23 protein-coding genes and 1 tRNA gene are annotated in these 25,734 nt (G+C 46.3%); 13 read left to right on the forward strand and 11 right to left on the reverse strand.

Annotation, left to right across the window (positions count from 1 at the left end; translation table 11 throughout):
* Positions 1 to 68 precede the first annotated feature (68 nt).
* The gene (locus DF182_RS13345; RefSeq protein ID WP_211327103.1) at positions 69 to 2,087 is read left to right on the forward strand and encodes a glucosidase family protein; all 2,019 of its coding nucleotides are present in this window, start codon (positions 69 to 71) and stop codon (positions 2,085 to 2,087) included.
* Between the two features lie 74 nt (positions 2,088 to 2,161).
* Here the strand turns inward: DF182_RS13345 and DF182_RS13350 are convergent, their stop codons facing one another.
* The gene (locus DF182_RS13350) at positions 2,162 to 4,300 is read right to left on the reverse strand and encodes an alpha-galactosidase (RefSeq protein ID WP_113616095.1); all 2,139 of its coding nucleotides are present in this window, start codon (positions 4,298 to 4,300) and stop codon (positions 2,162 to 2,164) included.
* 46 nt (positions 4,301 to 4,346) lie between these two features.
* On the opposite strand from DF182_RS13350, the gene DF182_RS13355 reads away from it, so the two are divergent.
* Both DF182_RS13355 and DF182_RS13360 read left to right on the forward strand, forming a co-directional pair.
* Positions 4,347 to 4,535, forward strand: coding sequence for a hypothetical protein (locus DF182_RS13355; RefSeq protein WP_113616096.1), 189 nt, complete (start codon positions 4,347 to 4,349; stop codon positions 4,533 to 4,535).
* A 207-nt stretch (positions 4,536 to 4,742) separates the two neighbouring features.
* Positions 4,743 to 5,171, forward strand: coding sequence for a hypothetical protein (locus tag DF182_RS13360; protein ID WP_147243431.1), 429 nt, complete (start codon positions 4,743 to 4,745; stop codon positions 5,169 to 5,171).
* On the opposite strand, the gene DF182_RS13365 is transcribed toward DF182_RS13360, so the two are convergent.
* Genes DF182_RS13365 through DF182_RS13375 form a run of 3 tightly spaced genes read right to left on the reverse strand, consistent with a single transcriptional unit; the run spans position 5,137 to position 6,589 of the window.
* Positions 5,137 to 5,820 carry a ClpP family protease gene (locus DF182_RS13365; RefSeq protein WP_113616098.1) on the reverse strand — a complete coding sequence of 228 codons (684 nt, stop codon included), beginning with the start codon at positions 5,818 to 5,820 and terminating at the stop codon, positions 5,137 to 5,139. The two genes, DF182_RS13360 and DF182_RS13365, sit on opposite strands and share 35 nt — an antisense overlap.
* Positions 5,821 to 5,832: 12 nt before the next feature.
* Positions 5,833 to 6,090 (reverse strand): hypothetical protein, encoded by a 258-nt coding sequence (locus DF182_RS13370; protein ID WP_113616099.1) that lies wholly within the window; start codon positions 6,088 to 6,090, stop codon positions 5,833 to 5,835.
* Positions 6,071 to 6,589: an RNA polymerase sigma factor gene (locus DF182_RS13375; protein WP_113616100.1), complete on the reverse strand. Its 519-nt coding sequence runs from the start codon at positions 6,587 to 6,589 to the stop codon at positions 6,071 to 6,073. The genes DF182_RS13370 and DF182_RS13375 overlap by 20 nt, the downstream gene beginning before the upstream one ends.
* Before the next feature lie 129 nt (positions 6,590 to 6,718).
* On the opposite strand from DF182_RS13375, the gene DF182_RS13380 reads away from it, so the two are divergent.
* On the forward strand, positions 6,719 to 8,089 hold the full coding sequence (locus DF182_RS13380; protein ID WP_113616101.1) for a hypothetical protein: 1,371 nt from the start codon (positions 6,719 to 6,721) through the stop codon (positions 8,087 to 8,089).
* Positions 8,090 to 8,095: 6 nt separating this feature from the next.
* On the opposite strand, the gene DF182_RS13385 is transcribed toward DF182_RS13380, so the two are convergent.
* Positions 8,096 to 8,578: a DUF4240 domain-containing protein gene (locus tag DF182_RS13385; protein WP_113616102.1), complete on the reverse strand. Its 483-nt coding sequence runs from the start codon at positions 8,576 to 8,578 to the stop codon at positions 8,096 to 8,098.
* A gap of 202 nt (positions 8,579 to 8,780) precedes the next feature.
* Between DF182_RS13385 and DF182_RS13390 the strand changes: the two genes are divergently transcribed.
* Together DF182_RS13390 and DF182_RS13395 are read left to right on the forward strand one after the other, a co-directional pair.
* On the forward strand, positions 8,781 to 9,338 hold the full coding sequence (locus DF182_RS13390; protein WP_113616103.1) for a hypothetical protein: 558 nt from the start codon (positions 8,781 to 8,783) through the stop codon (positions 9,336 to 9,338).
* A gap of 230 nt (positions 9,339 to 9,568) precedes the next feature.
* A complete protein-coding gene (locus tag DF182_RS13395; protein ID WP_113616104.1) occupies positions 9,569 to 10,234 on the forward strand; it encodes an acyltransferase in 666 nt (221 codons plus the stop codon).
* A gap of 60 nt (positions 10,235 to 10,294) precedes the next feature.
* On the opposite strand, the gene DF182_RS13400 is transcribed toward DF182_RS13395, so the two are convergent.
* The 3 genes from DF182_RS13400 to recQ form a co-directional block, all read right to left on the reverse strand.
* Positions 10,295 to 10,367: transfer RNA gene (locus DF182_RS13400), tRNA-Phe, on the reverse strand.
* 87 nt (positions 10,368 to 10,454) lie between these two features.
* A complete protein-coding gene (locus tag DF182_RS13405; RefSeq protein ID WP_113616105.1) occupies positions 10,455 to 11,219 on the reverse strand; it encodes a DUF3050 domain-containing protein in 765 nt (254 codons plus the stop codon).
* Positions 11,220 to 11,241: 22 nt separating this feature from the next.
* Entirely contained in the window at positions 11,242 to 13,443 is a 2,202-nt protein-coding gene (recQ, locus tag DF182_RS13410) for a DNA helicase RecQ (protein WP_113616106.1), read from the reverse strand.
* Positions 13,444 to 13,617: 174 nt separating this feature from the next.
* Here recQ and DF182_RS13415 point away from each other — a divergent pair, with 174 nt between their 5' ends.
* From DF182_RS13415 to DF182_RS13425, 3 genes are all read left to right on the forward strand, one after another.
* Positions 13,618 to 14,592, forward strand: a complete 975-nt coding sequence (locus tag DF182_RS13415) for a KpsF/GutQ family sugar-phosphate isomerase (RefSeq protein WP_113616107.1) — start codon at positions 13,618 to 13,620, stop codon at positions 14,590 to 14,592.
* 2 nt (positions 14,593 to 14,594) lie between these two features.
* A complete protein-coding gene (locus DF182_RS13420; RefSeq protein ID WP_113616108.1) occupies positions 14,595 to 15,686 on the forward strand; it encodes a mannose-1-phosphate guanylyltransferase in 1,092 nt (363 codons plus the stop codon).
* A gap of 95 nt (positions 15,687 to 15,781) precedes the next feature.
* Complete coding sequence (locus tag DF182_RS13425) at positions 15,782 to 16,915, forward strand: methionine aminotransferase (RefSeq protein WP_113616109.1); 1,134 nt, start codon at positions 15,782 to 15,784, stop codon at positions 16,913 to 16,915.
* A 152-nt stretch (positions 16,916 to 17,067) separates the two neighbouring features.
* Here the strand turns inward: DF182_RS13425 and DF182_RS13430 are convergent, their stop codons facing one another.
* The 3 genes from DF182_RS13430 to DF182_RS13440 form a co-directional block, all read right to left on the reverse strand.
* Entirely contained in the window at positions 17,068 to 17,742 is a 675-nt protein-coding gene (locus DF182_RS13430) for a carbonic anhydrase family protein (protein WP_113616110.1), read from the reverse strand.
* An 84-nt stretch (positions 17,743 to 17,826) separates the two neighbouring features.
* The gene (locus DF182_RS13435; RefSeq protein ID WP_113616111.1) at positions 17,827 to 19,476 is read right to left on the reverse strand and encodes a SulP family inorganic anion transporter; all 1,650 of its coding nucleotides are present in this window, start codon (positions 19,474 to 19,476) and stop codon (positions 17,827 to 17,829) included.
* A 210-nt stretch (positions 19,477 to 19,686) separates the two neighbouring features.
* The gene (locus tag DF182_RS13440) at positions 19,687 to 19,980 is read right to left on the reverse strand and encodes a hypothetical protein (protein WP_113616112.1); all 294 of its coding nucleotides are present in this window, start codon (positions 19,978 to 19,980) and stop codon (positions 19,687 to 19,689) included.
* Between the two features lie 404 nt (positions 19,981 to 20,384).
* Between DF182_RS13440 and DF182_RS13445 the strand changes: the two genes are divergently transcribed.
* The 4 genes from DF182_RS13445 (at position 20,385) to DF182_RS13460 (ending at position 25,679) form a co-directional block, all read left to right on the forward strand.
* Entirely contained in the window at positions 20,385 to 20,723 is a 339-nt protein-coding gene (locus tag DF182_RS13445; protein ID WP_113616113.1) for a PadR family transcriptional regulator, read from the forward strand.
* 37 nt (positions 20,724 to 20,760) lie between these two features.
* Complete coding sequence (locus DF182_RS13450; protein ID WP_113616114.1) at positions 20,761 to 22,449, forward strand: PspC domain-containing protein; 1,689 nt, start codon at positions 20,761 to 20,763, stop codon at positions 22,447 to 22,449.
* 150 nt (positions 22,450 to 22,599) lie between these two features.
* Positions 22,600 to 24,732: a ferrous iron transport protein B gene (feoB, locus tag DF182_RS13455; protein WP_113616115.1), complete on the forward strand. Its 2,133-nt coding sequence runs from the start codon at positions 22,600 to 22,602 to the stop codon at positions 24,730 to 24,732.
* Positions 24,733 to 24,776: 44 nt separating this feature from the next.
* Entirely contained in the window at positions 24,777 to 25,679 is a 903-nt protein-coding gene (locus DF182_RS13460; RefSeq protein WP_113616116.1) for a M28 family peptidase, read from the forward strand.
* Positions 25,680 to 25,734 lie beyond the last annotated feature (55 nt).

Raw genomic sequence — 25,734 nt, forward strand, 5'->3', positions numbered from 1 at the left:
AACTATGATTTATGCATACGGCTGCATAATTTGTTTGGAAAGACATTTCCGCAATATCCACGAACAACATGAAAATGATACTTAGGAAGCGAATAATGACTGGTTTGCTATTGTTATCTAATTGCGTATATGCGCAAACGTTAGATAGATGGAAAATTCAGCCGGATGGTAGTATTATCTGGAATATAGCCGGTAATACTCCTCACTACGACCATATTGAAATGGCGGGTAAAAAGGTGGCCTTATGGCTCCAGTACGGCGTAGATAGCAGCGGTGCCAGCGTAATCACACGGACGATCATCTTTCCTACCTTCAGGATGGTCCCCAATAAGACGGAGACTGCTATGATGTACACCGTTAAGGATGACATGCTGCCCCGCTTTTTTGTTAATAATAAGCTCTGGAAACAGGATGTTTATAATGGTGGACCGGTAAGGCCATTACCTGAAAAGGTAAGTAGCGTCCGACACATGGGGATAACCAGTATCAGCAGTGTTCTGGGTAGTGATCATCAGATCGAGCTGAAACGGTCTTTTTTCCCATCAGACAATCAGCCTTTGGCATTGGAACAGCTGGTATTTATCAATCATGGATCTCAGCCGGCCACTATAGAAATGGAAGACATGCAGCAGGAACGTACGCCAGCTGAAAGTCGCAGCTCCAACGGGCCGCTGCATTTTGTGATGAATACAGTCGGAGCTGGCCAACAACAGGTGTCCCCAGGTGATTCTGTTCGTTTTGTAATTGCCTACAGTGCCCGGAGAGGTAATGAGGCGCCGCTGTCAATAAACCCTGACACAGAACTGTTGGCCAGGAAATCTCGTATTGCTGGTATCCTCTCACTGCTGCAGCTGGAAACACCGGATACCTTGTTGAATACAGCTTTCAATTTTGCTAAAATAAGAGCCACGGAAAGTATCTACCTCACCAAAGGCGGTTATCTGCATGGTCCTGGCGGTTTGCGTTATTATGCTGCTATCTGGGCCAATGATCAGGCCGAGTATGTGAATCCTTTCTTTGCGTTTCTGGGAGATAGCATTGCCTTAAATTCTGCCATGAATTCCTACCGCTGGTTTGCAAAGTTTATGAACCCGGATTATAAACCTATCCCCAGCTCTATTGTGGCGGAAGGCGATGGTATCTGGCATGGGGCAAAAGATAGGGGAGACATGGCCATGATCGCTTACGGAGCCAGCCGCTATGCCCTGGCTGCGGGTAATGCTGATTCTGCCCGTGTATTATGGCCATTGATAGAATGGTGCCTGGAATACCTGCATAAGAACGTCAATGAAAACGGTGTTGTACAATCCGACAGCGATGAGCTGGAAGGGCGCTTCCCTGCAGGAAAAGCCAATCTTAACACCAGCGCATTGTATTATGATGCACTGCGTTCAGCTGTGCTGTTGGCAGGCCAATTAAAGCTCCCCGCCCGTGACTATAAAGAGCGGGCTGACCTGCTACGGAAAAATATTGATCATTTCTTTGGTGCCAATGTAGAAGGGTTTGACACCTACCGCTACTATGAAGAAAATAAGGTGTTGCGCGCATGGATAGCTACACCGTTGACTACTGGCCTGTTTGAAAGGAAAGAAGGCACCATCGCTGCACTGTTTTCTCCCAAACTATGGACAGAAGATGGTCTTGCTTCCCAGGCGGGCGACAAAACCTTCTGGGACCGTAGTACCCTCTACGCGTTGCGTGGGGTATTGGCTGCCGGCGAAACAGCCAAAGCAATGGATAAGCTCAGATATTATTCCCAACGCCGCCTGCTGGGCGAACATGTGCCTTATCCGGTAGAAGCCTATCCTGAAGGTAACCAGCGCCACCTTTCCGCCGAAAGCGGGCTCTATTGCCGTATTTACACGGAAGGTCTCTTTGGCATGCGTCCTACAGGATTCAACAGTTTTGAATGTACACCCCGCCTGCCCGCAACATGGGACCACATGGCACTGAGAAGTATCCACGCTTTTGGAAAAATATTCAACCTGGAAGTAAAAAGAAAAGGAACGGGAAAATTGTTAGTCATTGCTAACGGCAAAGAATATACGATAAAGGAAGGAGCTACCTTATCGGTGAATCTGAAATAATATATCAAAATAATAAAGCACAAAAGGCTGACCATATAGGTCAGCCTTTTGTGTAACTGTAATGTCTCTTATTGTTATTCCGCCACTACTTCCAGTACATTGCTGGTCAGTGGTTTTACCTTTCCGGGTGTAAGGCTGATGCCTGCATTCATCAGGAAATCCCCGCTATATACTTTGTTGTTGAAGGCAGATACCGTTCCGGGAAAAAGGTTGATTTCATTGACCCGGTAGTTTTTCTTCGGGTCAAGGCCCTGCAGCTTCACCAGCGGAAACACATCTCCACGGCGTGTATTCATCAGATAGTGAAATACAATCGTTTTCTGTTTGTCAGCACTGGTATACTGAAATACAGCTCTGGGCTGTTGGTAAGGGGACACAAGCCGGTACAGATCACCATACCATACAATATCACGTATACGATTATACGTAGTTATCGCATCATGACTAAACTGCAACTCCTGTGGTGTAAAGTTATCCACCTTAATATCATAACCCAGTTTGCCCATCATCGCTACATCTGTTCTGAATTTCAGCGACTGTTTGCCCATATTGGTGATATGTGCGGCCATGGTGTTGGCAGGGAAGAAATGTGAATAACCATATTGTATATATATTCTGTCGAGTGCATCAGTATTATCACTCGGCCAGAATTCGGTGAAATACTTCATGGCGCCATAGTCGGTACGACCGCCACCACCGGAGCACAGCATAATCGGAAGATGTGGATATTTGGCACGCACCCTTTCGAGCACCTTGTACAAACTGCGGGTATATTCTATAAAAAGATGAGATTGTTTTTCTTTCAGATAAGGAGAGTAGGTATTGGTGAGCATACGATTGCAGTCCCATTTAATATAGGCGATACCGGGATTCTCTGACATGGTTTTGTCTACCACATTAAAGACGAAGTCTTGTACAGCAGGGTTTATCAGGTCCAGTACCATCTGGTTGCGGTAGTAGTGTTCGGCCCTGTTGGGCAAACGCAGTATCCAGTCGGGATGTTGGGTGTAAAGTTCACTTTTTGGATTAACCATTTCGGGTTCCAGCCAGATACCGAATTTAATGCCCTGTTTTTGTGCCTCTTTTACGAGGAAACCCAGGCCATGTGGTAGTTTCTCCTTGTTGTTATCCCAATCTCCGAGGCCGGCTTTATCATCATTACGGGGATATTTGTTGGCAAACCAGCCATCATCGAGCAGGAAGAGGTCTACTCCCAGTTTGGCAGCTCCGCCAAAGAGGCTGGTCAGTTTTTGTTCATCGAAATGCATACCGGTGGCTTCCCAGTTGTTGAGCAGGGTGAGACGGGGTGTATGACCATCGAGGATGCCATAATTAACCGCCCAGTGCTGCAGGTTGCGGCTGGTTTGGCCTTTACCACTGTCAGACCAGGTAAAGATAAAAGCCGGGGTGGTAAATACTTCATTCGGTTTCAGCGTATAGTCGCTGGCGTATGGATTGATGCCCGCGCTTACATGCAAGGTGTTTTTTTCATCTACTTCAAAACCGAAGCGGAAATTACCCGTCCATGCAAGTGTACCTGCCAATACGGCTCCGCTGTTTTCTTCTGGTGCCTGGTCCATCGAGAGGAGAAACATGGGCGATTGATACATATTAGCCCGAACGCCCAGTTTACTGTCCAGTACTTTTGTGCCTTTGTTGAGTTGTTCTTCCACCATTGTCGCTTCCCGTGCCCAGTCACCATGGAATTGAGAGAGCCAGTAGTGTCCTGCTTTAAAGTGCAGCATGGAGGATGCGTAAGCGGTCAGCAATACGGGCTGTTTTTCGGTATGTTTGATCTCTGTCCAGGCTTTGACCACATCTTCCCGGAAATAGGCCTCAAAATGCAGAATAACGGTTACCGGATATACGGGATCCCTGAGGATGATATCGGTAGCGGTAACGTTATCATCTTTTTGGGCTGTCTGGAATGATACATATTTCAGTTCCAGCGAAGGGTTTCCATCGTTGTGCACTATGCGGATGGCCGGGTCCAGCAGGCTTTCCATGCCGGCGGTGATATAGGCTTCCTGTCCTGATTGGGTACTGTTGTTGCCGCTTGCCGGTTGAAGTGTCTTGCCAAAATATTCCTGTACAAGCCGGCCCTGACCATTAACGCTGTAAACGAGGCTGCTGTTGAGGGTGTTGATCTGTATCTGTTGGGCTTGTACCCATTGTGAAAACAGTAACAGACCTATGCTTAATAGTCTTTTCATATATCAGTTTTTATACGCGGGAGGTTAAGCGTACAAAATACAAATATTGATCAATGGAGTTGATGATAATTTACCCGAAAGCGGTTCTTTTGTGCAGTCGTTGCAGATTACAGCGCTTTTTGCGCGGGAGTTTTCTCTGGCGGCATCACTGGTAGGACTGGTATGTATGATTGTATGGATCATGACCTGGCGATTGGCGGTGATGAATCCTGTGAAGAGCCTGAGAACAGAATAGTGCTTATTTCGGGGAGGCATTGTGCTGTTGCCTGCCCGAAAAGAAATATTATGGTGTTAAGAAGTAATTAACATTCTGTTGAGAAAATTTTTTTTCTTTTGATACATGTTTTTTAACCCACAACCATTGTTTGTTATTATTGGCTACCCGAATTCAGGAAAGAAGAAGATGTTACAGGAGCTTTTCGAGCGTAAACATTTTTTTCCGATGAAGGAGCCCTTTTTACCGGCTGTTTTTAGCAACAGGTTTGTAGTGGTCAACAGGACCAATCGCCGCCATACTTCCAGCGCATTGTGTGTGCATATCAGCCAGGTATTGCATCGCCATACCTTATCTGCTCCGGCCTGTATGGTAATGCTCAGTTTTATTCTCGATCAGGGAGAACGGGATATCAGGAAGGTGTTGCCATACCTGGAGGATTCCGGATGCAGGCTACATTATCTGGTGCTGGCAGGCAGCTGGTCAGATAAGCGTTTTATCGGTGAGCAGGATCTGGAATTTCTGAAAACGGGCATCAAACGGGGACGCATACACTATTTTGACCTGCTGGTAACGCGCTCTCCTCCTCGTTTTCAACAAAGAACGATCGCTGTGGCTCAAGTCATCCGGGCAGTGCTGGATGGGAGCTGTCGATAAGGGTTTTTTCGGGAGTGAGGAGCTGCTGCATCAGTGCCACGCGGAAGGGAGCGTGTTCTAGTGTAATGATATCTTCCGTACTACCTAACACCTGGTCTATAAGGCCGAAGGAGCGGGCTTCCAGGGCATTCATGAAATGATCATTTTCGAATGCGGCTTCAATTTCTTCTGTATGGCGGCCCGCATGCCGGGCAATAAGATAGAAGATCTGGTTTTGCAGTCGTTCCTGCTCCCGGTAGGCGATACGAACGTCTTCGGTGTAACCTTTGGCGCCGCCGCCGGTAGGATGCATATGTACGGTGGCGTGCGGAAGGGCATATCGCTGGCCTTGTGCTCCGGCGGTGAGGATCACTGTGGCCATACTCCCGGTAAAGCCTACACACATGGTAGAAACAGGCGACTTGAGCATTTTCATGGTGTCATAGATAGCCAGTCCGGCATACACCACACCACCCGGACTGTTGATATACATGCTGATCGGCAGGTGGCTCTGACTGTCGAGATACAATAGCTGTGCAACAATCAGATTGGCCACCTGGTCATCTATGGATGTACCGAGAAAGATAATCCGCTCTTTCAGCAGCAGACTGTATATATCAAAGGCATTGCGGCCATCGCCGTCAATAACGGTAGGAATCAGAAAAGCCATATGGATAGGTATTTATTGGAAGATGGAGATAAAAGTTTGCCGGTATTGTTCATCCTTCATTACCTGCAGATAAAGGTCGTCCAGTTGTTTACGTTTTTCCTTACGGGAAAACCAGCGGACGAGTTGTATTATTTTTTGCTGATAGCCGATGTTGGCGCTCAGTTCGGAAGAAATAACAGCCTTGGCTTCAAATACAAGCCTGTCAGAACTTTCCTGGTTATTCTCCAGGTATTGTTCTATGTCTCTGATTTCACAAAGCTGCTTCCTCATAGTCTACCTGTTTTACTTGTTCTCTTATTTTTTCGAGGCATTTGTATTTCTGCACAGTGGCCACATGCTGCGTTTTATATTGCAGGCTACTGGCTATTTCAGCCATAGACAGTTTATCATAGTAGAAGGCCTGCAGTAGCTGTAAACACTTTCTGCCGGCCGATTTCAGATAATCGATCACTGGCTTGCGGACTGCCGGCGTTTCATAAAAATCAGCCGGAACTGCATAGTGATCATCATCCGCATCAATAGATAGGTAATGATGGCCATCTTTTAGCCTGCGGATGCAGAGTATGCGGGCGATACCCTGTATATAGGCGGTATCAGAGGTGATTGTATGGGAAGATGCCTGCTTTTTTTCCATCCAGATGATCACAGCATCGTGAAAGATGTCTTTCGCCATGTCCGGATGGCCTCCCATCTGATGCACCATCCGGGCCACTCTCGGCAGGCTGTCTTTATATATCGCTTCGAACTGTGCGTTATGATGAATAAGCATTGTTAAACACGTTTTAATAGTAGTGTCAAAAAACGTGGAAATATCACCCGGAAAATTAAAAAAAATAGGCAGGATTTCGAAGTAGATGATGTATGTTGCAGTAAGTTGTTGTTAACGAATACTCAATGTATGAAGAACCTCCTTATATTGTTTCTTGCCTTCACGCTGGGGCTTCCCTTTGTATATAGCCAGTCCAACCGCCGCACAGCATCAGCCTCTGCACGCCAGGTATCATTACCCGCCGTAACAGATAAATGGCCCGGTACCTGGAAGATGGCATACAAACCCTGGCCGCATATCCCGGCAGTAAATATGGAACTGCAGATAGGAGAGGGGATTTGCGGTATGTTATACCCCGCCGTGCTGACATTGGATTATTCTGTCTTTTCCGGTCGTTATTATGTACTGCTGGCACGTAAAAATGATGGACAACTCGGCATAGGCAGGTATAAACACGCGATAAAGGAAACGCCTTTTAAACTGGGGCCCTGGCTCTTGTATCTCAATGGTACGCTGAACTACGTCCGCAATGGAAACGAAGCGCCTGTGATGTCTATACAACGCATGTGGATAAAGGACTTCGGCCTTTTTATGAAAGGCTTGTATGAAGGTGATGAGATATTTGAGAGTATCAAGGTAACCTTACGCGACATGTTGTACCGCACTGATTTACAGCTTAAAAAGGTTAGCGACAAACCCTGGCCAAACGCAGAAGTACAACACTTTCTTCGTTTGCAAAGAGATTCGTTTTACCTGGGACTATACCGGCGTATAGACGTTAACGATAGTATGGTGCAGTTGACCATTATTGATGAAGATCAACTGGACAAAGATACGGTGACACTGATACACAATAGCAGAATGCTGATGAATAGGAGTGAAATCAATGAACAAACCAAATCACAGCAGATAAAACTGGATACCGGCATGAATCTGTTAGCTTTTTTCGCTGATAACTATGGCCGTATTCCACCTAATACCGGTGATATGCGCATCAATGCAGATGGTAAAAAATATTCGTTTGATTTCAGCGACCGTACTAATGCTTACGCCACTTTTCTGGTGGCACAGCTTTACCGGAGACCGGTGCCACTGCCACCGTCCGTGGTTGTGCCTACTCCCGCTACTCAAAGTGATACCGCTTTGCGCACCAGACTTATTTCCAGTCGTAAAGACCAGTGGGTTACCAACCTCACCGTCAAACAAAAAGAGATAACACTTGAGTTATGGGATGCCCAGACGGAAGACGGAGACAGTATTTCCCTGCGCCTTAATAATGAATGGGTTGTAAGCGGCTTTCCGGTTAAGAAACAAATACAGGAGATAACGCTCTCGTTAAAACCTGGAGAGAACAAGTTGCAGTTCATGGCCGACAACCTGGGCAGTATTCCGCCCAATACAGCTGCACTGCGCATTCACTATGGTAATATCAGCCGGCGGTTTGATATCAGCACTGACATGAAGAAGAACAATATCATCCGGATTGTATACCTGGAATAATATGCCTCACCAGCCTTTTTTGTTGGAACAGGTTTCAATGCAATACAGGCTATTACGCTGGAAAGACTCGTTGAAGTTTTCAAGATATACCTCATATCCGATAAAGCCAATACTTTCTGCTTCCACATCAATGGTGGCAAGGGCCGGATTGCTGTCAATACCGTTGTAGTAGGCTTCTCCCATGCCAACTATAAAACAGCGGCTGTAAAGAAAACTGTCATCAGAACCATCTGTATACCGGTGAACTTCCTGTCGGTCAATATGATACAATTTCTGCTCCATAATGTGATTAAAGGAAATCAATTCCTCTTTATCGAGCGGCTCCAGGAACTGGCGCAGGTTTTCGCCGATAACATCAGAAAGCTCGTAACTGAGGGCTTCGAGCAGGAAAGGATCGTTGGTTCTTAAGGCCAGTTTGCGGGCGGCATTTAATTCCGGGGAAGCTGTCCAGGCAGTTTCAATGATCTGCCAGAAATCTGTTTCATTCATAAGTAATGGGATCAATGGTGAAAAAGAAATTTCATAGCTAACAATTCAAAGGTAGCAGGGGGCTGCGTAGTGGATATGCGTATTGAACCGGCATCAAACGGCCACTGTAACAGGTTTGCAGTAGCGGGCAAAAATAATTACCTTGTTGATAAGAATCGTAACTTACGGGTGTTTCTATCCACGCTGAAAAACTTTTCCTCGCATGATACAGCGCTTTCGCAAAAGCCCGAATTTCTACCAGAACGTATATATCTTCCTGTTAGTCATAGGCATTATCCTGTTGGTGCTGGCTTATCTGCTTTACAGGCGTACGTTTATTTCTCCGCTGATGCCGCTAGGGGTACTGGTGGCTGCCGGGAGTATCGCTTTTTTGCTGGTCCATAAGCATTACAACCGGGTGTATGGTATCCGGGGAATCTTTTATGCATTATCTAACAGTCTGTTATCATATGGCGGGATTGTTTGTTTTCTTTTTCTGCTGATCAACTACAGCGCCGCAGACAGCGTGGACCAGGGACTGATATTGCCTATTCAAAAAAAACATATTGCTGTAGATAGCACCGGTAGGATTACTTCCATGGAGAAACCTTCAGTGATTATTCACCATCAGGGTGTGGATAAAGAGCTGGTGTTTGATTTTTCCAAATACCCAAAGGTGATAGTAGCGGATTATGTAGTGGTGGATTATAGTAGGGGTTATTTTGGGTATGATATACTTCATTCTTTCGACATCGTGGAGAAATTCCCGGGCACACCGTAACTGATAATAGCACTTATTTGTTTATTTCAGCTTAACACCAAGAACTTCTCCCTCTTTGGTGATTTCCACAAATTTATCCACCAGTTCAGGTGGGCCAATATTGTAGTACTCCCGTTAGTAGTACCGTAACTGTTATGCCCAGCTGCCGGTGTAATTGTCGCGATACCGGTCAGTAGACCGGTTTACTACTGAAAAATAAATATTTTGTTACTTTACATAAATAATATCGGATGAATAAATACCTTAAACTTCTCTTTCAGTTAAACCTGAAAACCATCTATTTTAACTTTAAATATTTTCCATTTTCCCAAGCGGTTAAATTGCCTGTTTGGGTTTCAAGAAGGGTTTATTTAAGGGACTTAAGGGGGAAAATTAAATTTGAATGTCCGGTTAAGCCTGGAATGGTACGATTGGGTTATGCGGGTGTCGGCATTTTTGATCATAAAAAATCGAGGAGCATTTGGGAGGTAAGAGGAGAGGTTATCTTTAGGGGAAAGGCGGTAATAGGCCATGGCTCAAAGATTTCAGTTGGTGAAAATGCTACATTGATTTTGGGTAATAATTTTACCATTTCAGCAGAAAGTACAATCGTTACTACTTCAAAAGTCCAATTCGGAGACAACAATTTGTTATCATGGGATATTCTTGTAATGGATACAGACTTCCACACTATAAAAAATGAATCGGGAGATGTGATAAACGAACCCAAACCAATTATTGTGGGAGATAAGGTGTGGATCGGATGCCGGTGTTTAATTTTAAAAGGAGCTAATATTCCTTCTAACTGTGTGATTGGTGCTAATTCTGTTTTGTCGAAGGAATTGGAAAAGGAGAAAAGTCTGTATGCTGGTAATCCTATCAAACATTTAAAGGAAGAAGTGATCTGGGATTATTAAGATCTCTTGTAAAGAGATAAAAAGAAAAAAGCTTTGAGGTTATCCTCAAAGCTTTTTTAGTGGTGTGGGGCGGGATCGAACCGCCGACACAAGGATTTTCAGTCCTTTGCTCTACCGACTGAGCTACCGCACCATGTCTTTCTTTTTTGTGTGTCCCTCTCGTGAAGGGATTGCAAAGGTAAGACAAAAATTATAACTGCAAAATTTTTCTTCAGATTTTTCAAGAATTTTTTTCCTGAAGGATGCCACTCCAGAGCTGAGTCCGCCACTGTAGCGACTTACGGGCATATTCCGCTGCTTCTTCCCATTTTTGAGAATCGTTGCCACAGAGTTCCTGTACCATCTGCATAGCCAGTTGACTGTGATGATCACCATCCACTTCGATGTGTCTTTCGAGGTAATAGATGAAGGTGCCGAGCTTGCCGGGGAATTTCTGGTCCATGTCTTTTACCAGGGCATGGAACATGTCCGGAATAAGATCTTCACGGCCAAAAGTGAACACGGCTGCCATGATATGTGCTTTGCCGGATGCAATCACTTCGAAGGTAAAGCCAAGAAAGCCCTTTACAGCTTCAGGAAGCGAGGATTGTTCCAAAATGGAGCTTATGGGTGTCCCGGCGGAAATAGCCGAAATAAGCGCCTTTATTTTGCTTGTATCAGCACCTGCCTGTTTCATAGCCCGTTCGTACAGCTCAAAATGACTGCAACGGTTGCCATCCATGTCCACATCACTTTCTTCACCGGTGACGATTTCATTGATCAGGTAACGGGTAGCAGCATTGCCAACCGGTACCCAGGGAACCTGTACACAGGTGAGGTGCTGCTGTAAACCTTTCAGCAGAGACATAAAATCCCATACGGCATACACATGGTATTCCATAAAAAGGCGGATGTCGTCAAGGCTTTCGAGGGAAGCGTATAGAGGATGGGAAATGACTGTCTCCCGGGTGTTTGCGATGGTCTCCTGTATTTTCTCAATATTCATTCTACATGACAGTTTGTGCGTACTAGTTGCCGTATTCTACAAGGAACTTGATCCTTACGAGCTTTAGTTGTTCCAGGGTGTAATCATTTTCGATCAGCTCCTCCCTGGCTAGTGCAAGGCTGGAAGTTTCACAGCCTTTAAAGTACTCCATGATCTCTTCCTGCGCATAGTCATCCAGCTCTTCATCGATGCAGTAGTCAAGGTTTAGTTTAGTGCCGCTGGCTACAATGGTCTCCATTTCATCGAGTAATTCGGAGATACTGAGTTCCTTGCTTTTGGCGATGGTTTCCAGCGGGATTTTTTTGTCGATGTTCTGGATGATGAACACCTTCATACCACTTTTGTTGACCACGCTCTTCATTACAAAATCATCCGGTTTGGTAATGTTGTTCTCTTCCACAAATTTGGCGATCACATCAACGAACTGTTTACCATAGCGGATGGCCTTACCTTTGCTGACACCCTGTATTTTTTCCAGTTCCTGTACGGTGGTTGGATATTGGGTGGCCATGTCTTCAAGGGATGTTTCCAGGAAGATCACGAAAGGAGGCAGGTTCTTTTCCTTGGCCACTTTTTTACGCATCTCCTTCAGCATCTCGAATAATGCCGGGTCGGCAGAGGCGTGGGATTCGGCATTGGCTTCTTCCTCTTCTTCGCTACCTTCTTCATCAAACTGATGGTTGAGGGCCACCATGATGGAGTAGGGCTTTTTGAGGAATTTTTTGCCTTTGTCGGTCACTTTCAAAAGGCCGTATTCTTCGATATCCTTTTCTATCAGGCCTTCCAGCATCATCTGGCGGAGGAGGGAATTCCAGAAGTGAGCGTCAAATTCCTTTCCTTCTCCAAATACTTCCAGCTGATCGTGGCGGTAGGTGGAGATCTGGGGGCTGGTTTTGCCGGTAATTACGTTGACAACATATTCACTGCCAAAACGTTCTTCCAGGGCACGGATGGCTTTCAGTACGATTACCACCCTGTTTTTTACTTCTATCTTTTCTTTCGGATTGCGGCAGTTATCACACTGGCCACAGTCTTCTGTTTCATATTTTTCTCCGAAGTAGTGCAGGATAACTTTACGACGGCATACTGCACTTTCAGCATAAGCTACCGTTTCATTGATCAGCTGGGCGCCCATTTCCCTCTCACTGAGGGGTTTGTCGCGCATCAGGTGCTCCAGTTTCTGTACGTCTTTATGAGAGTAGTAGCAGACACAGTTGCCTTCCAGTCCGTCACGACCGGCACGACCAGTTTCCTGGTAGTAGTTTTCCAGGCTTTTGGGAATGTTGTAGTGGATCACAAAACGCACATCCGGTTTGTCGATGCCCATACCAAAGGCGATGGTGGCCACAATCACTTCTACATCTTCATGCAGGAACATATCCTGACGTTGTGCGCGGGTAGTAGGATCAAGACCTGCATGATAAGCTACCGCCTTGATATTGTTGGCAGTTAGCATATCAGCGAGCTCTTCCGTAGTTTTCCGGTTGAGCGTATAGATAATGCCGCTTTTTCCTTTATGCTGATGGATATACTTGACGATGTCCTTGATAGTCTGATCTTTCTTGCGTTTAGGCCTGATTTCGTAGTACAGGTTGGAACGGTTGAAAGAAGAGATATAAATATTGGGATCATTTAAGCCCAGGTTTTTTACGATATCGCTCTGTACTTTGGGAGTGGCTGTTGCGGTGAGAGCAATGATCGGCAGTTTGTCGTTGATCTGTTCGATCATCTCTTTCAGGCGACGGTATTCCGGGCGGAAATCGTGTCCCCATTCAGAGATACAGTGAGCTTCGTCCACAGCGATGAAGGAAATTTCAAGCTCACGGAAGAAGTCGAGGTTTTCCTGTTTGGTCAGCGTTTCGGGCGCTACATACAACAGCTTTGTTTTCCCTGTCAGCAGGTCAGTCCTTACTTTTTTGATCTGTGCCTTGGAGAGGGTAGAATTCAGAAAGTGCGCCACATTGTCTTTACTACTGTAACCCCGTACCAGGTCTACCTGGTTTTTCATCAGCGCTATCAACGGAGATACGATCAGTGCACAACCCGAACTCATCAGTGCCGGCAACTGGTAGCACAGGGATTTACCTCCGCCTGTTGGCATGATAACGAAGGTATCTTTACCCGACAGGATGCTTTGTATGATTATTTCCTGATTTCCCTTGAAGGAATCGAACCCGAAGTGTTCGCGTAATGCATCCATCAAACTTACCTTTACAACAGCCATTGCATTCAAATTTAAAAAAACGGTAAACTCTAAACTCTAAAGAATCAACAAATGATGAAATAGTTCTATATGTTTTTTAGGGGACACGAAGTTACTTAAAAAAGCGCGTAGTATCAATATAAATTCCATGATCGTACTGGTGCTGACTAAAAAATGATAAATTTGTAAATCGTCATGAAAAGGAATGGAACTATTAACATTGGAACAGTAGCCAAACGGACAATTGCCATGGAGGCAGCGGCTATTAATGATTTGCAGCAGTTTATAGATGCAGATTTTGAAAGAGTCGTTGAACTGGTCGCCCAGTGTGAGGGACGTCTGGTAGTGACAGGCATCGGTAAAAGCGCTATTATCGCCCAGAAAATTGTGGCCACATTAAATTCCACGGGCACGCAGGCATTGTTCATGCACGCAGCAGACGCCATCCATGGCGACCTGGGCATGATACGCCAGGAAGATATCGTATTGTGTATCTCCAAAAGCGGCACCTCCGCGGAAATTAAAGTGCTGGTCCCTCTGGTAAAGAATTTTGGCAACACCCTGGTGGCTATGGTAGGAAATACCAACTCCTTCCTCGCACAGGAAGCAGACTATATCCTCAACACCACCGTAAGCCAGGAAGCTTGTCCCAACAACCTCGCACCCACTACCAGCACTACTGCTCAGCTGGCTATGGGAGATGCACTCGCCGTTTGCCTGATCGAATGGCACGGATTTACAGCGGCAGATTTTGCGAAGTTCCATCCCGGTGGCGCATTGGGTAAAAAACTATACCTGAAAGTAGCAGATCTGAGCAAACTACATCAGGCTCCCAGTGTACTATTAACCAGTACCTTACGGGAAGTGATCGTAGAGATATCTTCCAAAATGCTGGGCGTGACAGCAGTACTGGATGAAAAAGGTGGATTACAGGGCATCATCACCGATGGTGATCTGCGTCGTATGCTGGAAAAAAATGTTTCCACTGGAGAGGTGACAGCAAAAGATATTATGTCTGTCAACCCTAAAGCAATCCAGCAAAATGAACTGGCCATCAATGCATTGGAAATGATGCGCCAGCATGATATCACCCAGCTGCTGGCCATGGACGGAGAGCGGTATAGTGGTATCATACACTTACATGATTTAATCAGAGAAGGAATTATATAGCAATGACACAACTGAACAGCCATTTTTACGTGGCAATTATGGCCGGTGGAATCGGCAGTCGCTTCTGGCCTCACAGCCGCACCGATAATCCCAAGCAGTTCCTGGATATTCTGAATACCGGGAAAACATTGCTTCAATGGACGTATGAGCGATTTTTAAGCTTCATCCCCAAGGAGAATATCTTTGTGGTTACCCACCAGCAATATACTAATAAGGTTGCCGAACAACTCCCTGAGCTCGCTGAGGCCAATATCGTCAGTGAACCATCCCGTAAAAATACAGCTCCCTGTGTTGCCTATATCTCCCATAAAATACATAAGCAGGACCCACTGGCTAACATCATCTGTGCACCCGCCGATCACCTGATCGTTGACGGACCAGCCTTTACCAATGCCTGTCTCAACGCGCTCCTGTTTGTACAGAAACACAGTGCCCTCATAACACTGGGGATCAAACCTACCCGTCCCGACACCGGCTATGGTTATATCCAGTACGAACCACAACAGGTGGCCGACAACGTGTACAAGGTGAAAACCTTTACCGAAAAGCCTAACATGGAACTGGCCAAAACATTCCTGCAAAGCGGCGACTTCCTCTGGAATGCCGGCATCTTTGTATGGAACGTTAAAACCATCCTCTCTGCATTCCGGGAATACCTGCCCGAAATAGACGAGCTCTTCGCACAAAGCTCTTACGCGCTCAATACCCCCGAAGAAAAAGATGTGATCGAAAAAGTATACCCGCAATGCACCAACATCTCCATCGATTACGGTATCATGGAGAAAGCAGATAATGTATACGTGATCCCTTCCAACTTCGGCTGGAGCGACCTTGGTACCTGGGCTTCCGCCTACGAAAACCTCGAAAAGGATTACCTTGGTAATGCTGTACAGGGCAAGAATGTAGTAGTAATAGACGCCACCAAATGCATGGTGAAAGTCCCCAATGATAAACTGGTACTCCTGCAGGGCCTCGATGAATTTATTGTAATCGATACCCAGGATGTGCTGCTCATCTGCAAAAAAGATAATGAACAGCAAATCAAGGAATACGTAGCAGAAATCAAACGCAATAAAGGCGATAAATTCCTGTAACAATTCACGGATTATAAAATTATAAATTACGGATTACGAATAACAAATAACACCATTCGTAATTCGTAATTTGTAGTCCGTAATTGTAACTGTCTATGTCCAAATTACCTCACACAGGAACCACCATCTTTTCCGTTATGTCGGCCCTGGCAGCGGAACATAAGGCTATTAATCTCTCACAGGGCTTCCCGGATTATGATTGCAGCGATGAATTGAAGGAAATGGTCTCTCTGGCCATGCAGCAAGGGCATAACCAATATGCGCCCATGCCCGGCCTGATGCAGCTACGTTCTGCCATCGCCGCTAAAATCAAAAGCCTTTATCAGCAAAACATCAATCCCGACACCGACATTACCATCACCCCCGGTGGCACTTACGCGATCTATACGGCCATCGCTACCTACATCCACCCGGGTGATGAAGTGATCATTTTTGAACCCGCCTACGACAGCTACATTCCCAATGTACTGGTCAACGGTGGCAAACCGGTGTTGATCCCCCTCTCTTTCCCGGAATACCGGATCAACTGGGAAACTGTGCGCAGCAAAATAACGCCCCGCACTAAAATGATAATGGTCAACACACCACACAACCCTACCGGCAGCATCCTGCAGGAAGAAGACATGGCTGAACTGGAAAAACTGGTAGCAGAATTTAATATCCTCGTACTGTCTGATGAGGTATATGAACACCTGGTGTTTGATGGCGCCCGCCACCTGAGTGTATTACGCTATCCGGCTATTTACCGTAACAGCTTTGTGACCTTTTCCTTCGGGAAAGTTTTCCACAACACCGGCTGGAAAATGGGGTATTGTGTAGCACCGGAACACCTGATGAAGGAATACCGGAAAGTACACCAGTATCTCTGTTTTTCTGTAAATACTCCGATGCAGTACGGACTGGCCCGGTTTCTGGAAACCCCGGCGCATTATCTCGAACTGCCGGCATTTTACCAGCAGAAAAGGGACTATTTTCTGGAACTGATGAAAGATTCACGTTTTACGCCACTGCACAGCGAGGGAAGTTATTTTCAGCTGATGCGCTATGACCGGATTTCTTCGGAAGGAGACAAGGAATTTGCTGTGAGGCTGACAAAAGAATTTGGCGTGGCTGCCATTCCTGTATCCGCATTTTATCAGGATGGAAAGGATGATCATGTGGTCCGTTTCTGTTTTGCCAAAAAGGAAACCACTCTGGAACAGGCCGCAGCAAAGTTAAGAGCGATATAACGCTCCGAAGAACTGCCTCAGCAATCAACAAGATATAATGGGGCCTTGATAACGGTTTAACTGGTACCCCTATAAAAACCCGCTAAACATTGTTATCTCAGCCCCATTAATATCACAAGCAAACATACATCTCCGGTAAGGGAGACATTTTATTAAACGGCCATGGCTGGAGCCGTTTCCTTATCGTTGTTCAGGATAAGTGTATGTTCCATAAAAGTTACTACCCCCGTTTCCACATCGTACATAGCGCCAATAATACCCACATCACCTTTCAGGATCATGTCACGAAGGATATGGCTTTGTTCCATGATCGCCTGTACGGAACGTTCTATGTGTATATTGGTCACCGCACCCACGAATTCCGGATTTTTGGAAGTACGGTTTTCGGTGATGGTTTTTTCTGCAAATACGGCTGGCGTGATTTTGTTGAGCAAACCGGTGAGGTTGCCCATCTCCACAGCGTCGCAGGCACCGCAGATAGCGCCGCATTTGGTGTGGCCCAATACCACAATAAATTTGGACCCGGCAGCCTTGCAGGCATATTCCAGGCTTCCGAGTACGTTGTCGGAGATAACGGCACCTGCCAGACGGATACTGAAAACATCTCCCAGTCCCTGATCAAATACCAGTTCCGCGGAAGTGCGGGAGTCCATGCAGCTTACGATGGCAGCCATCGGCCACTGGCCGTCGGAGGTATCATTCACCATCTGCAGCAGGTTACGGTTGATACGCAGGTTATCTACAAAACGCAGGTTACCTGCTTTTAATAATTCCAAAGCTTGTCTTGGTGTAATCTCACTCTGTGATACTTTATTCAATGTTTTCATGATAAATCATTTTGTTGGGTGAAAAAAGGAGGGAAGAAAGCATGGTTTCCTTTCTCTTGCCTCGATTTGTGTTAAGCCATCCGTCTAGTTCAATTGCAATTGTTTGAGCAATTCTTTATGACTACCGGCAGCTATGGTGTGTACGTGCCCGTTACTACGCCGGTTGTGCTCCTCTATTTGGCTCCCGGGGGTGTTAGGAATTTTGTATACATCCTTGAACCCGGTGAGGATAACAGTAATATTTTTTTGTGGTGCTTTGATGTCCTTGAATTCCCGGATCGTCTGCAATACATCGAAGTCGATATAGGCCGTTTTTTCAGCGTCTATCACTACGGTAGTGTCGGAAGGCAGATGGTCCAGCGTCAGAAGGATACTGGCTTTGTTGAGGAAAGACACTTCCTGGGCCAGTTCCAGCCGGATGCTGTCGCCGGTCTGGTATTTTTCCTTGCGGAAATAGTAGGAGCTCTTCATATTACCACGCAGGATGGCCAGGATACTAACGGCCATACCAATAGCGATCCCGATCAGTAGGTCGGTGAATACGATTGCTGCTACGGTGGCTACGAAAGGTACCCATTGGTATTTACCGTTTTTGAACATTTCCTTGAAGACTTCCAGTTTACACAGTTTATAGCCGGTAACCAGCAGTACAGCAGCCAGAGTGGCCAGCGGTATCATGTTGAGTACCATTGGTATCAAACCTGCACAGATCAGGAGCAGGGAGCCGTGTACCATAGTGGCTAGTTTGGTGCGTCCGCCGGCATTGATGTTGGCGCTGGAACGTACTATCACGGAAGTGATAGGAAGTCCGCCAATCATCCCGCTGACGATATTGCCGATACCCTGCGCTTTCAGTTCCCGGTTAGGAGAGGTATAACGTTTCAGCGGATCGAGCTTGTCGGTAGCTTCTACGTTGAGCAATGTCTCCACAGAGGCGATGATTGCAATGGTAAGGCCGGTTATCCACACTTCTTTATTAGTAATGGCGCTGAACCTCGGCAAAGTAAACTGGCCCAGGAAGTCTGAAAAACTTTCCGGTACCGGCAAACTTACCAGGTGATTGGCCCCCAGTGCCAGCACTTCATTGCCTGCAAATACACGGTTCAGCAGAATGCCTGCAATTACAGCCACGAGAGGTGCTGGTACCAGATTTAATTTGGGGACCTTGCTCCAATACAGAATGATAAAAATGGATATGAGAGTGATAACTGTTGCACCTATATTGATGTGGTTGACAGCAGACAGCAACGCGCTGAAGGTGTTTTCCCCATCTGCCTGGAAAAAGGCAATGCTGCCTTCGCTGTCGGCATCATAGCCGAATGCATGAGGCAATTGTTTTAAAATGATAATAATACCAATGGCTGCCAACATGCCCGTGATGACGTTGGAAGGGAAGTAGTTGGCTACTGTTCCTGCCTTGATGAGCCCCAGCACCAGTTGCAGGGCGCCACCGATTACCACGGCGAGCAAAAAGATGTCGAATGCACCCAGTTTGGTAATGGCCGACAACACAATGGCGGTAAGGCCTGCAGCCGGACCACTTACACTCAGCTGTGAACCGCTGAAAAAACCAATAACAAGACCGCCAACAATACCAGCGATCATGCCGGCAAAAAGCGGTGCGCCGGAGGCCAGGGCAATGCCCAGACACAGCGGCACAGCAATGAGGAAAACAACGAGACCCGAAGAGAAGTCCCCCTTAATATTGGAGAAGATTGATGTTTGCTTGTTCATAAAAAATGGTTTTTCCGTTGAAGGATCGCCATTCCGGGCAGCAGCCAGCGCTGCAACACGGAAGTTATTACAGATGACACACCCATTGGGTACATATAACGGTATCCCGTTATATGGATACACGATGTCCCTAAAGTGTCTGAATGTTGAAAAAAAACAATAAGAAAATAGAAATAACAGGCTGGCTGAGATTACAGCAGCTGGATCTGATTACGCCCTATAGTAGTTGGGAGGAGGCGCGTGGATTTCCTGGGCCGGATTGCTGGGGATATCCTCCATTAAAAGAGGTTGCAAAACGCCTAATAATAATACCGGGTTAAACTCAAGTGGATCAAATACCTTACAGAACTTCAGTTCTTTAGCCATTTTCACATGGTCGCCACCCGCATCAATCGGATGCTCTTCCACAATCTGATTATTAAACAGCAGCTTTCCTACTTCCTTAATAGGAAGTAACTGGGAAACCATAAGGCCCAAAAGAAATATGCCGATAATTTTCTTCATTGTGTTAAGCACTGATACAAAAGTAATTGAGGGAACCGATATATACTAAGTTACGATAATTAAAAAAATGTTAAAGCGATTTGTGATCAGTGGATGGATTTGTTTCCCCTTTAATAATATGTCAAAATAAAGAACATTTCCGTTTATCCTGTATTTTAACCACTTGTCACTTTGTTTGGTTCAGCGTATTTTCTGGTTTTTTAGGAAGATGTACACCTGTAGCCGCTTTCCACCGATTTTACGGTAATATTCAAAACAAGTTATTTTGCTTTATATGGTATTGTGTATTGCATAGTAGTAAATAATTCCTATTTTTGTATCAGAAAGTCGGAGGTAGGTGTACAAGACTTACGACTTACTAAATCAAAAACCACCATTAGTAAAACAATTAAAGCTCACTTGCCATGAACATTGATAACACACAGTCACAAATGCGGAAGGGGGTGCTTGAGTTTTGCATTCTGTCCGTAATCAAGCAAGGAGAAGCTTACCCATCAGACATCATTGAAAAGATGAAAGAGGCAAAGCTCGACATTCTGGAGGGTACTTTATATCCCTTGCTGACACGGCTTAAAAATGCGGAGTTACTCACCTATAGATGGGTTGAAAGCAGCTCCGGCCCGCCCCGGAAATATTTTTCCATGACCGAAAAAGGCGAAACGTTTTATAAGGAACTGGAAAGCACCTGGAACGAACTGGCCAATGCGGTCCATCAACTCACACAGAACAGCTCAGCTGTGTAGCGATATACCTAAACCTAAAATCTAAAAGAACCAACAAATGAAAAAGATTATTAACATAAACCTGTCGAGTCGGCTCATTCCCATTGAGGATAGTGCTTACGAGATGCTGCGTCAGTATCTGGACAGTCTGAAATCATATTTTTCAAAAGAAGATGGAGGCGACGAAATTGTGGCTGACATTGAAAGCCGTATCGCTGAGCTGTTCCAGGACAAACTGAAAAAAGGTGCTCACTGCATTACCGATGAGGACATCGTGGCTGTAAAAGCCTCTATGGGCACACCTGAGCAGTTTGATGATGCTCCCGATAGCAGCAAAAAACAGTCTCAGACAAATGATAATGCTGAAGCGTATATGCCCCGTCCGCGTAAACGCCTCTACCGTGATCCGGAAAATAAAGTGCTGAGTGGTGTTTGTAGCGGTCTGGGTGCCTATTTCAACGTAGACCCGGTGATCTTCCGTATCATCTTCGCCCTCCTGGCCATCGGAGGCTTCGGTTCCGGCGTATTGGTGTACTTTATCCTCTGGGTAGCTACACCTTCTGCTGACACCACTGCTGAAAAACTGGAAATGAGAGGCGAAAAGGTGGACCTCAACAACATCAAAACCACCATTCAGGAAGAACTGAATAACATGAAGAGCCAAATGAAAAACGTAGGAAATGATTTCCGAAATTTTTCTCAGGGCCGCGGAAAACAAGTAGGTAATGACCTCGAACGCTTTTTTATGAACCTTGCAAAAGGGCTCGGAAATGTCGTGATGTTTGTTACCAAAGGATTCTTTTACTTTCTGGCAGTAGTGATCCTGATCTGCCTGATCGTAACGGGCGTAGCGATCGCTATCTCTTCCGCGGCCCTGTTTCCCTTAAAAGGTCTGTTACTCAGCACACCCACACAGAGCTACCTTTTCTGGCCGGCCATTGGGTTGTTACTGGGAATACCGGTAGTGGCACTGCTGATCTTCATCGTTCGTAAGCTCACCGGTATCAAACAAGGCAGCCGTTATGCCGGATATACCCTGATGTTCCTCTGGTTACTGGGACTGGCTTTGGGTGCCATCGTTGTTACCTCTGTAGCAAAAGACTTCAGAAGACGCAGCAGCGTACCTGCAGAAGTGGTGGCCATCAAGCAGCCTTCCAACAACAAGCTGGTTCTCCGCGTAGCTCCGGGTGGTCTCAGCCATGATAACTTTTCCTGGTTCGATGACAACCTGCTGGTAGCCGACGATACCATCATGATCAACCTGGTAAAACTCAGGATCGAAAAAAGCCAGACAGATAGCTTTAGTGTACAGCTGTACCGCTTCTCCCAGGGTCGTACCCTGCAGCAGGCAAATAAGTATGCAACGGATATCCAGTTCAACATTAAACAGGATGATTCCGTGCTGTACATTCCGGATGGTTTCTCCCTGCCACTGCACTCTAAATTCCGTGGTCAGCGTTTGCTGATGGTGGTAAAAGTACCGGTAGGTAAAAACATCGAAATAGGAGACGAGATCTACCGCCATTTCTCTTTCGATAAATACGGCCGCCGGTATAATAGTGGTGATGACTGGTTTATCGGTATCGATTCCGACGATTGGGATGACAGAAGCGGTTCCAGCACCCTGAAAATGACGCCATCAGGAATTTCTGATGAATCAGCTGAAAAGTCCTCAGAAACAAAAATCAGCCGGGATTCTGCAGAAGCTGTCTACCACTATAAAGGTAATGACACCATTCGCAAGTAGTTATATATTCTCAGCTAATCAAATAAGAACGGGGCTGACCTTTTAAGGTCAGCCCCGCTTCTTTTTTCCCGATCCGATCATTACCCAGGCCGATTAATGTTTAACTTTGTGTATTCGGCATATAATATTAAAAAATAGGATAAGATAAGGATGCAGGCACCTATAAACATCGCGCTGGTAGGAAATCCGAATAGTGGAAAAAGCTCCCTTTTTAACGCACTGACCGGGTTAAATCAGAAAGTAAGCAACTTCCCCGGAGTAACGGTAGATAAGAAAACCGGAACGGCAACCATCGTTCCCGGGCTTTCGACCAACATTATTGACCTTCCGGGTACCTACAGCCTGTACCCTAAAAGTGCCGATGAGTACGTAACCTACGATGTGCTGATCAATCCAAGCAATGAAGACAAACCGGACCTGGTAGTCATTGTTGCCGATGCCTCCAACCTGAAACGCAATCTCCTCTTCTGTTCTCAGATCATCGACCTGAAAAAACCGGTGATCATCGCCCTCACCATGATGGACATCGCCCGTAAAAAAGGCGTGGAAATAGACATCGATGGGCTGGAAAGAGAACTGGGTGTGCCGATTGTAGCCATCAACCCCCGTAAAAACAAAGGGGTGACTGAGCTCAAAAAAATCATCGAACTGGCCGCCCGTGGCCACTACAGCGCAGCGCCCAGGGATTTTATTGCCAATGCAGCCCTGGCTAAAGCCGTAACCGACGATGTCAAAAAAGCGGTGCCGGCCAGTAGCGACTATGGTGCGCTGCACATCGCCGTTAACGCCGAAGAACTGACCTTCCTGGATGCAGGGCAGAAACAGGCCATCCGCCAATCCCTGCAAACAAACCAGTTCAATAAAACCAAAGTACAGGCTGAAGAGATCATGCAGCGATACAACCGTATCAAGCATATCATGAAAGCGACGGTGGTAGAAACAGACCCACTGCAGAAACAGCTGCGCTCGGAAAAAATCGACGACCTGCTGCTGCATCGTTTCTGGGGATATGTGATCCTGCTGGTAGTGATGTTCCTGTTGTTCCAGAGTATCTTCTGGCTGGCTTCCTATCCGATGGACCTGATAGAGGGCAGTTTCGGAAAACTCAGCGGCTGGCTTACGTCAGTACTGCCCAGCAACAAAATCACAGATGTATTTGTGAATGGTATCCTGGCTGGTATCAGCGGATTTGCGGTATTTATCCCGCAGATCATGATCCTGTTTGGCCTGATCACCGTTCTGGAAGATACCGGATATATGGCACGTATCAGCTTCCTGACCGACCGCCTCATGCGCCAGGTAGGGCTGAATGGTAAATCGGTGATGCCACTGATCAGTGGCGTAGCCTGCGCAGTACCTGCCATCATGGCCACCCGTACCATCGAAAACAAAAAAGAAAGACTGATTACCATACTTGTCACCCCATTGATGAGCTGTTCCGCCAGGCTGCCGATCTATACCATGATGATCGCGCTGGTAATCCCAGATAACAGAGTGTTCGGTATCCTGGGCCTGCGGGGACTGGTGATGATGGGACTTTATCTGCTGGGCTTCTTTATGGCGGTTATCATTGCTGCCGTTATGAAGCTGTTTGTGCGCATCAAGGAGAAAAGCTATTTTATCATGGAACTGCCGGTATACCGCGCTCCGCGCTGGAAAAACGTAGGCACTACCATGGTGGAAAAAGCCCGCATCTTTGTCACCGATGCTGGTAAGGTGATTGTGGTCATCTCTGTGTGTCTCTGGTTCCTGGCGTCTTATGGGCCTTCCAGTAGAATGGAACCACTACATGCCAAATATGAAAAACTGATAGCCGCAGCGCCGGCCGGCTCTCCAGAGGCAGATGCACTGGACAGGGAATTCCGCTCCGAGAAACTGTCACATTCCTACGCCGGTATCCTCGGACATGCTATTGAACCAGCGATCCGTCCGCTGGGCTTTGACTGGAAAATAGGTATTGCGCTGATCACCTCTTTTGCTGCCCGGGAAGTATTTGTGGGCACCATGGCAACTTTATACAGTGTGGGCGAAAATCCGGAAGACAACAATGCTACCCTGCGTGAAAAAATGGCGTCGGCCAAATGGCCCGACGGAAGGCCCGTATACACGCTCGCCGCTGGCTTGTCTCTGATGCTGTTTTATGCGTTCGCCATGCAGTGTATGAGTACAATGGCCATCGTAAAAAGGGAAACTAAATCATGGAAAATACCAGTACTGCAGCTCACTTACATGACCTCACTGGCCTATATCTGCAGCCTGATTATCTTTAATATCTTCAAATAATATCTTTTGTACATTGCAGGTAATGCTCACCAAAACGCATTACTATGAAATTGTTTTGTTACAGCTTATGTCTGCTTTTCGCCGGGCCATTGCTGGCGCAGTCTACCGTCGATTCATCCCAGTTAATGAACGACGTACGCACCCTATCTGCCGATAAATATGAGGGCCGCAAAACTGGTACCCCTGGCAACCGCATGGCACAGTTTTATATCATTGACAGGTTCAAACAGATAGGGATCACCCCCTATCATAATACCTATGAGTATCCATTCTATTTCCAACTGGGGCCTAAGAGAATAATGGGTACAAACCTCTTCGGTTATATCCAGGGACAAACTGACAATGTCATCGTTATCTCCGCCCACTACGACCATCTCGGTATAGGGAGGCCCAATGCCGCACAAGACAGTATCTATAACGGCGCAGATGACAACGCTTCCGGCGTTGGTACTATACTGGCCCTGGCCGCCTATTTTAAAAAGAATCCGCCCAAACACACACTGCTGTTTGTTGCTTTCGACGCGGAAGAACAAGGACTCCAGGGCGCCAAAGCCTTTGTGCAGCAACCTCCGGTGCCGTTGAATAAAATCATCCTCGACATCAACATGGATATGGTGGCGCACAACGACAAAAACGAATTGTACGTCTGTGGCACCAATCCTTATCCCCAGCTGAAAAAATACATCGATGCCGTGGCGGCGTATAGCACGGTCAAACTGCTGGCAGGCCATGATACTCCCGGCTCTGGTGGGGATAACTGGACCAACCAGAGTGACCAGGGCCCTTTTAATGATCAAAAGATACCATTCCTCTACTTCGGAGTGGAAGATCATCCGGATTATCACCAGCTAACGGATGAGTATACACGTATTAATCATCATTTCTATTATCAGGCGGTGAAAACCATACTCCAGGTGACAAAAGATATAGATACCGGAATGAATTGATCTCCGGGAGATATAAATACGAAGCCCGCAAAGTTTTACACTTTGCGGGCTTCGT

Origin of the sequence: Chitinophaga flava, from assembly GCF_003308995.1 — a bacterium.
In the GTDB taxonomy this organism is placed as follows: Bacteria; Bacteroidota; Bacteroidia; order Chitinophagales; family Chitinophagaceae; genus Chitinophaga; species Chitinophaga flava.

Coding starts and splice junctions, on each gene's coding strand:
- DF182_RS13345 (WP_211327103.1), top strand. CDS start 69: ATGAAAATGATACTTAGGAAGCGAATAATGACTGGTTTGCTATTGTTA.
- DF182_RS13350 (WP_113616095.1), bottom strand. CDS start 4,300: ATGAAAAGACTATTAAGCATAGGTCTGTTACTGTTTTCACAATGGGTA.
- DF182_RS13360 (WP_147243431.1), top strand. CDS start 4,743: ATGAAGGAGCCCTTTTTACCGGCTGTTTTTAGCAACAGGTTTGTAGTG.
- DF182_RS13365 (WP_113616098.1), bottom strand. CDS start 5,820: ATGGCTTTTCTGATTCCTACCGTTATTGACGGCGATGGCCGCAATGCC.
- DF182_RS13370 (WP_113616099.1), bottom strand. CDS start 6,090: ATGAGGAAGCAGCTTTGTGAAATCAGAGACATAGAACAATACCTGGAG.
- DF182_RS13375 (WP_113616100.1), bottom strand. CDS start 6,589: ATGCTTATTCATCATAACGCACAGTTCGAAGCGATATATAAAGACAGC.
- DF182_RS13380 (WP_113616101.1), top strand. CDS start 6,719: ATGAAGAACCTCCTTATATTGTTTCTTGCCTTCACGCTGGGGCTTCCC.
- DF182_RS13385 (WP_113616102.1), bottom strand. CDS start 8,578: ATGAATGAAACAGATTTCTGGCAGATCATTGAAACTGCCTGGACAGCT.
- DF182_RS13390 (WP_113616103.1), top strand. CDS start 8,781: ATGATACAGCGCTTTCGCAAAAGCCCGAATTTCTACCAGAACGTATAT.
- DF182_RS13395 (WP_113616104.1), top strand. CDS start 9,569: ATGAATAAATACCTTAAACTTCTCTTTCAGTTAAACCTGAAAACCATC.
- DF182_RS13405 (WP_113616105.1), bottom strand. CDS start 11,219: ATGAATATTGAGAAAATACAGGAGACCATCGCAAACACCCGGGAGACA.
- recQ (WP_113616106.1), bottom strand. CDS start 13,443: ATGGCTGTTGTAAAGGTAAGTTTGATGGATGCATTACGCGAACACTTC.
- DF182_RS13415 (WP_113616107.1), top strand. CDS start 13,618: ATGAAAAGGAATGGAACTATTAACATTGGAACAGTAGCCAAACGGACA.
- DF182_RS13420 (WP_113616108.1), top strand. CDS start 14,595: ATGACACAACTGAACAGCCATTTTTACGTGGCAATTATGGCCGGTGGA.
- DF182_RS13425 (WP_113616109.1), top strand. CDS start 15,782: ATGTCCAAATTACCTCACACAGGAACCACCATCTTTTCCGTTATGTCG.
- DF182_RS13430 (WP_113616110.1), bottom strand. CDS start 17,742: ATGAAAACATTGAATAAAGTATCACAGAGTGAGATTACACCAAGACAA.
- DF182_RS13435 (WP_113616111.1), bottom strand. CDS start 19,476: ATGAACAAGCAAACATCAATCTTCTCCAATATTAAGGGGGACTTCTCT.
- DF182_RS13440 (WP_113616112.1), bottom strand. CDS start 19,980: ATGAAGAAAATTATCGGCATATTTCTTTTGGGCCTTATGGTTTCCCAG.
- DF182_RS13445 (WP_113616113.1), top strand. CDS start 20,385: ATGAACATTGATAACACACAGTCACAAATGCGGAAGGGGGTGCTTGAG.
- DF182_RS13450 (WP_113616114.1), top strand. CDS start 20,761: ATGAAAAAGATTATTAACATAAACCTGTCGAGTCGGCTCATTCCCATT.
- feoB (WP_113616115.1), top strand. CDS start 22,600: ATGCAGGCACCTATAAACATCGCGCTGGTAGGAAATCCGAATAGTGGA.
- DF182_RS13460 (WP_113616116.1), top strand. CDS start 24,777: ATGAAATTGTTTTGTTACAGCTTATGTCTGCTTTTCGCCGGGCCATTG.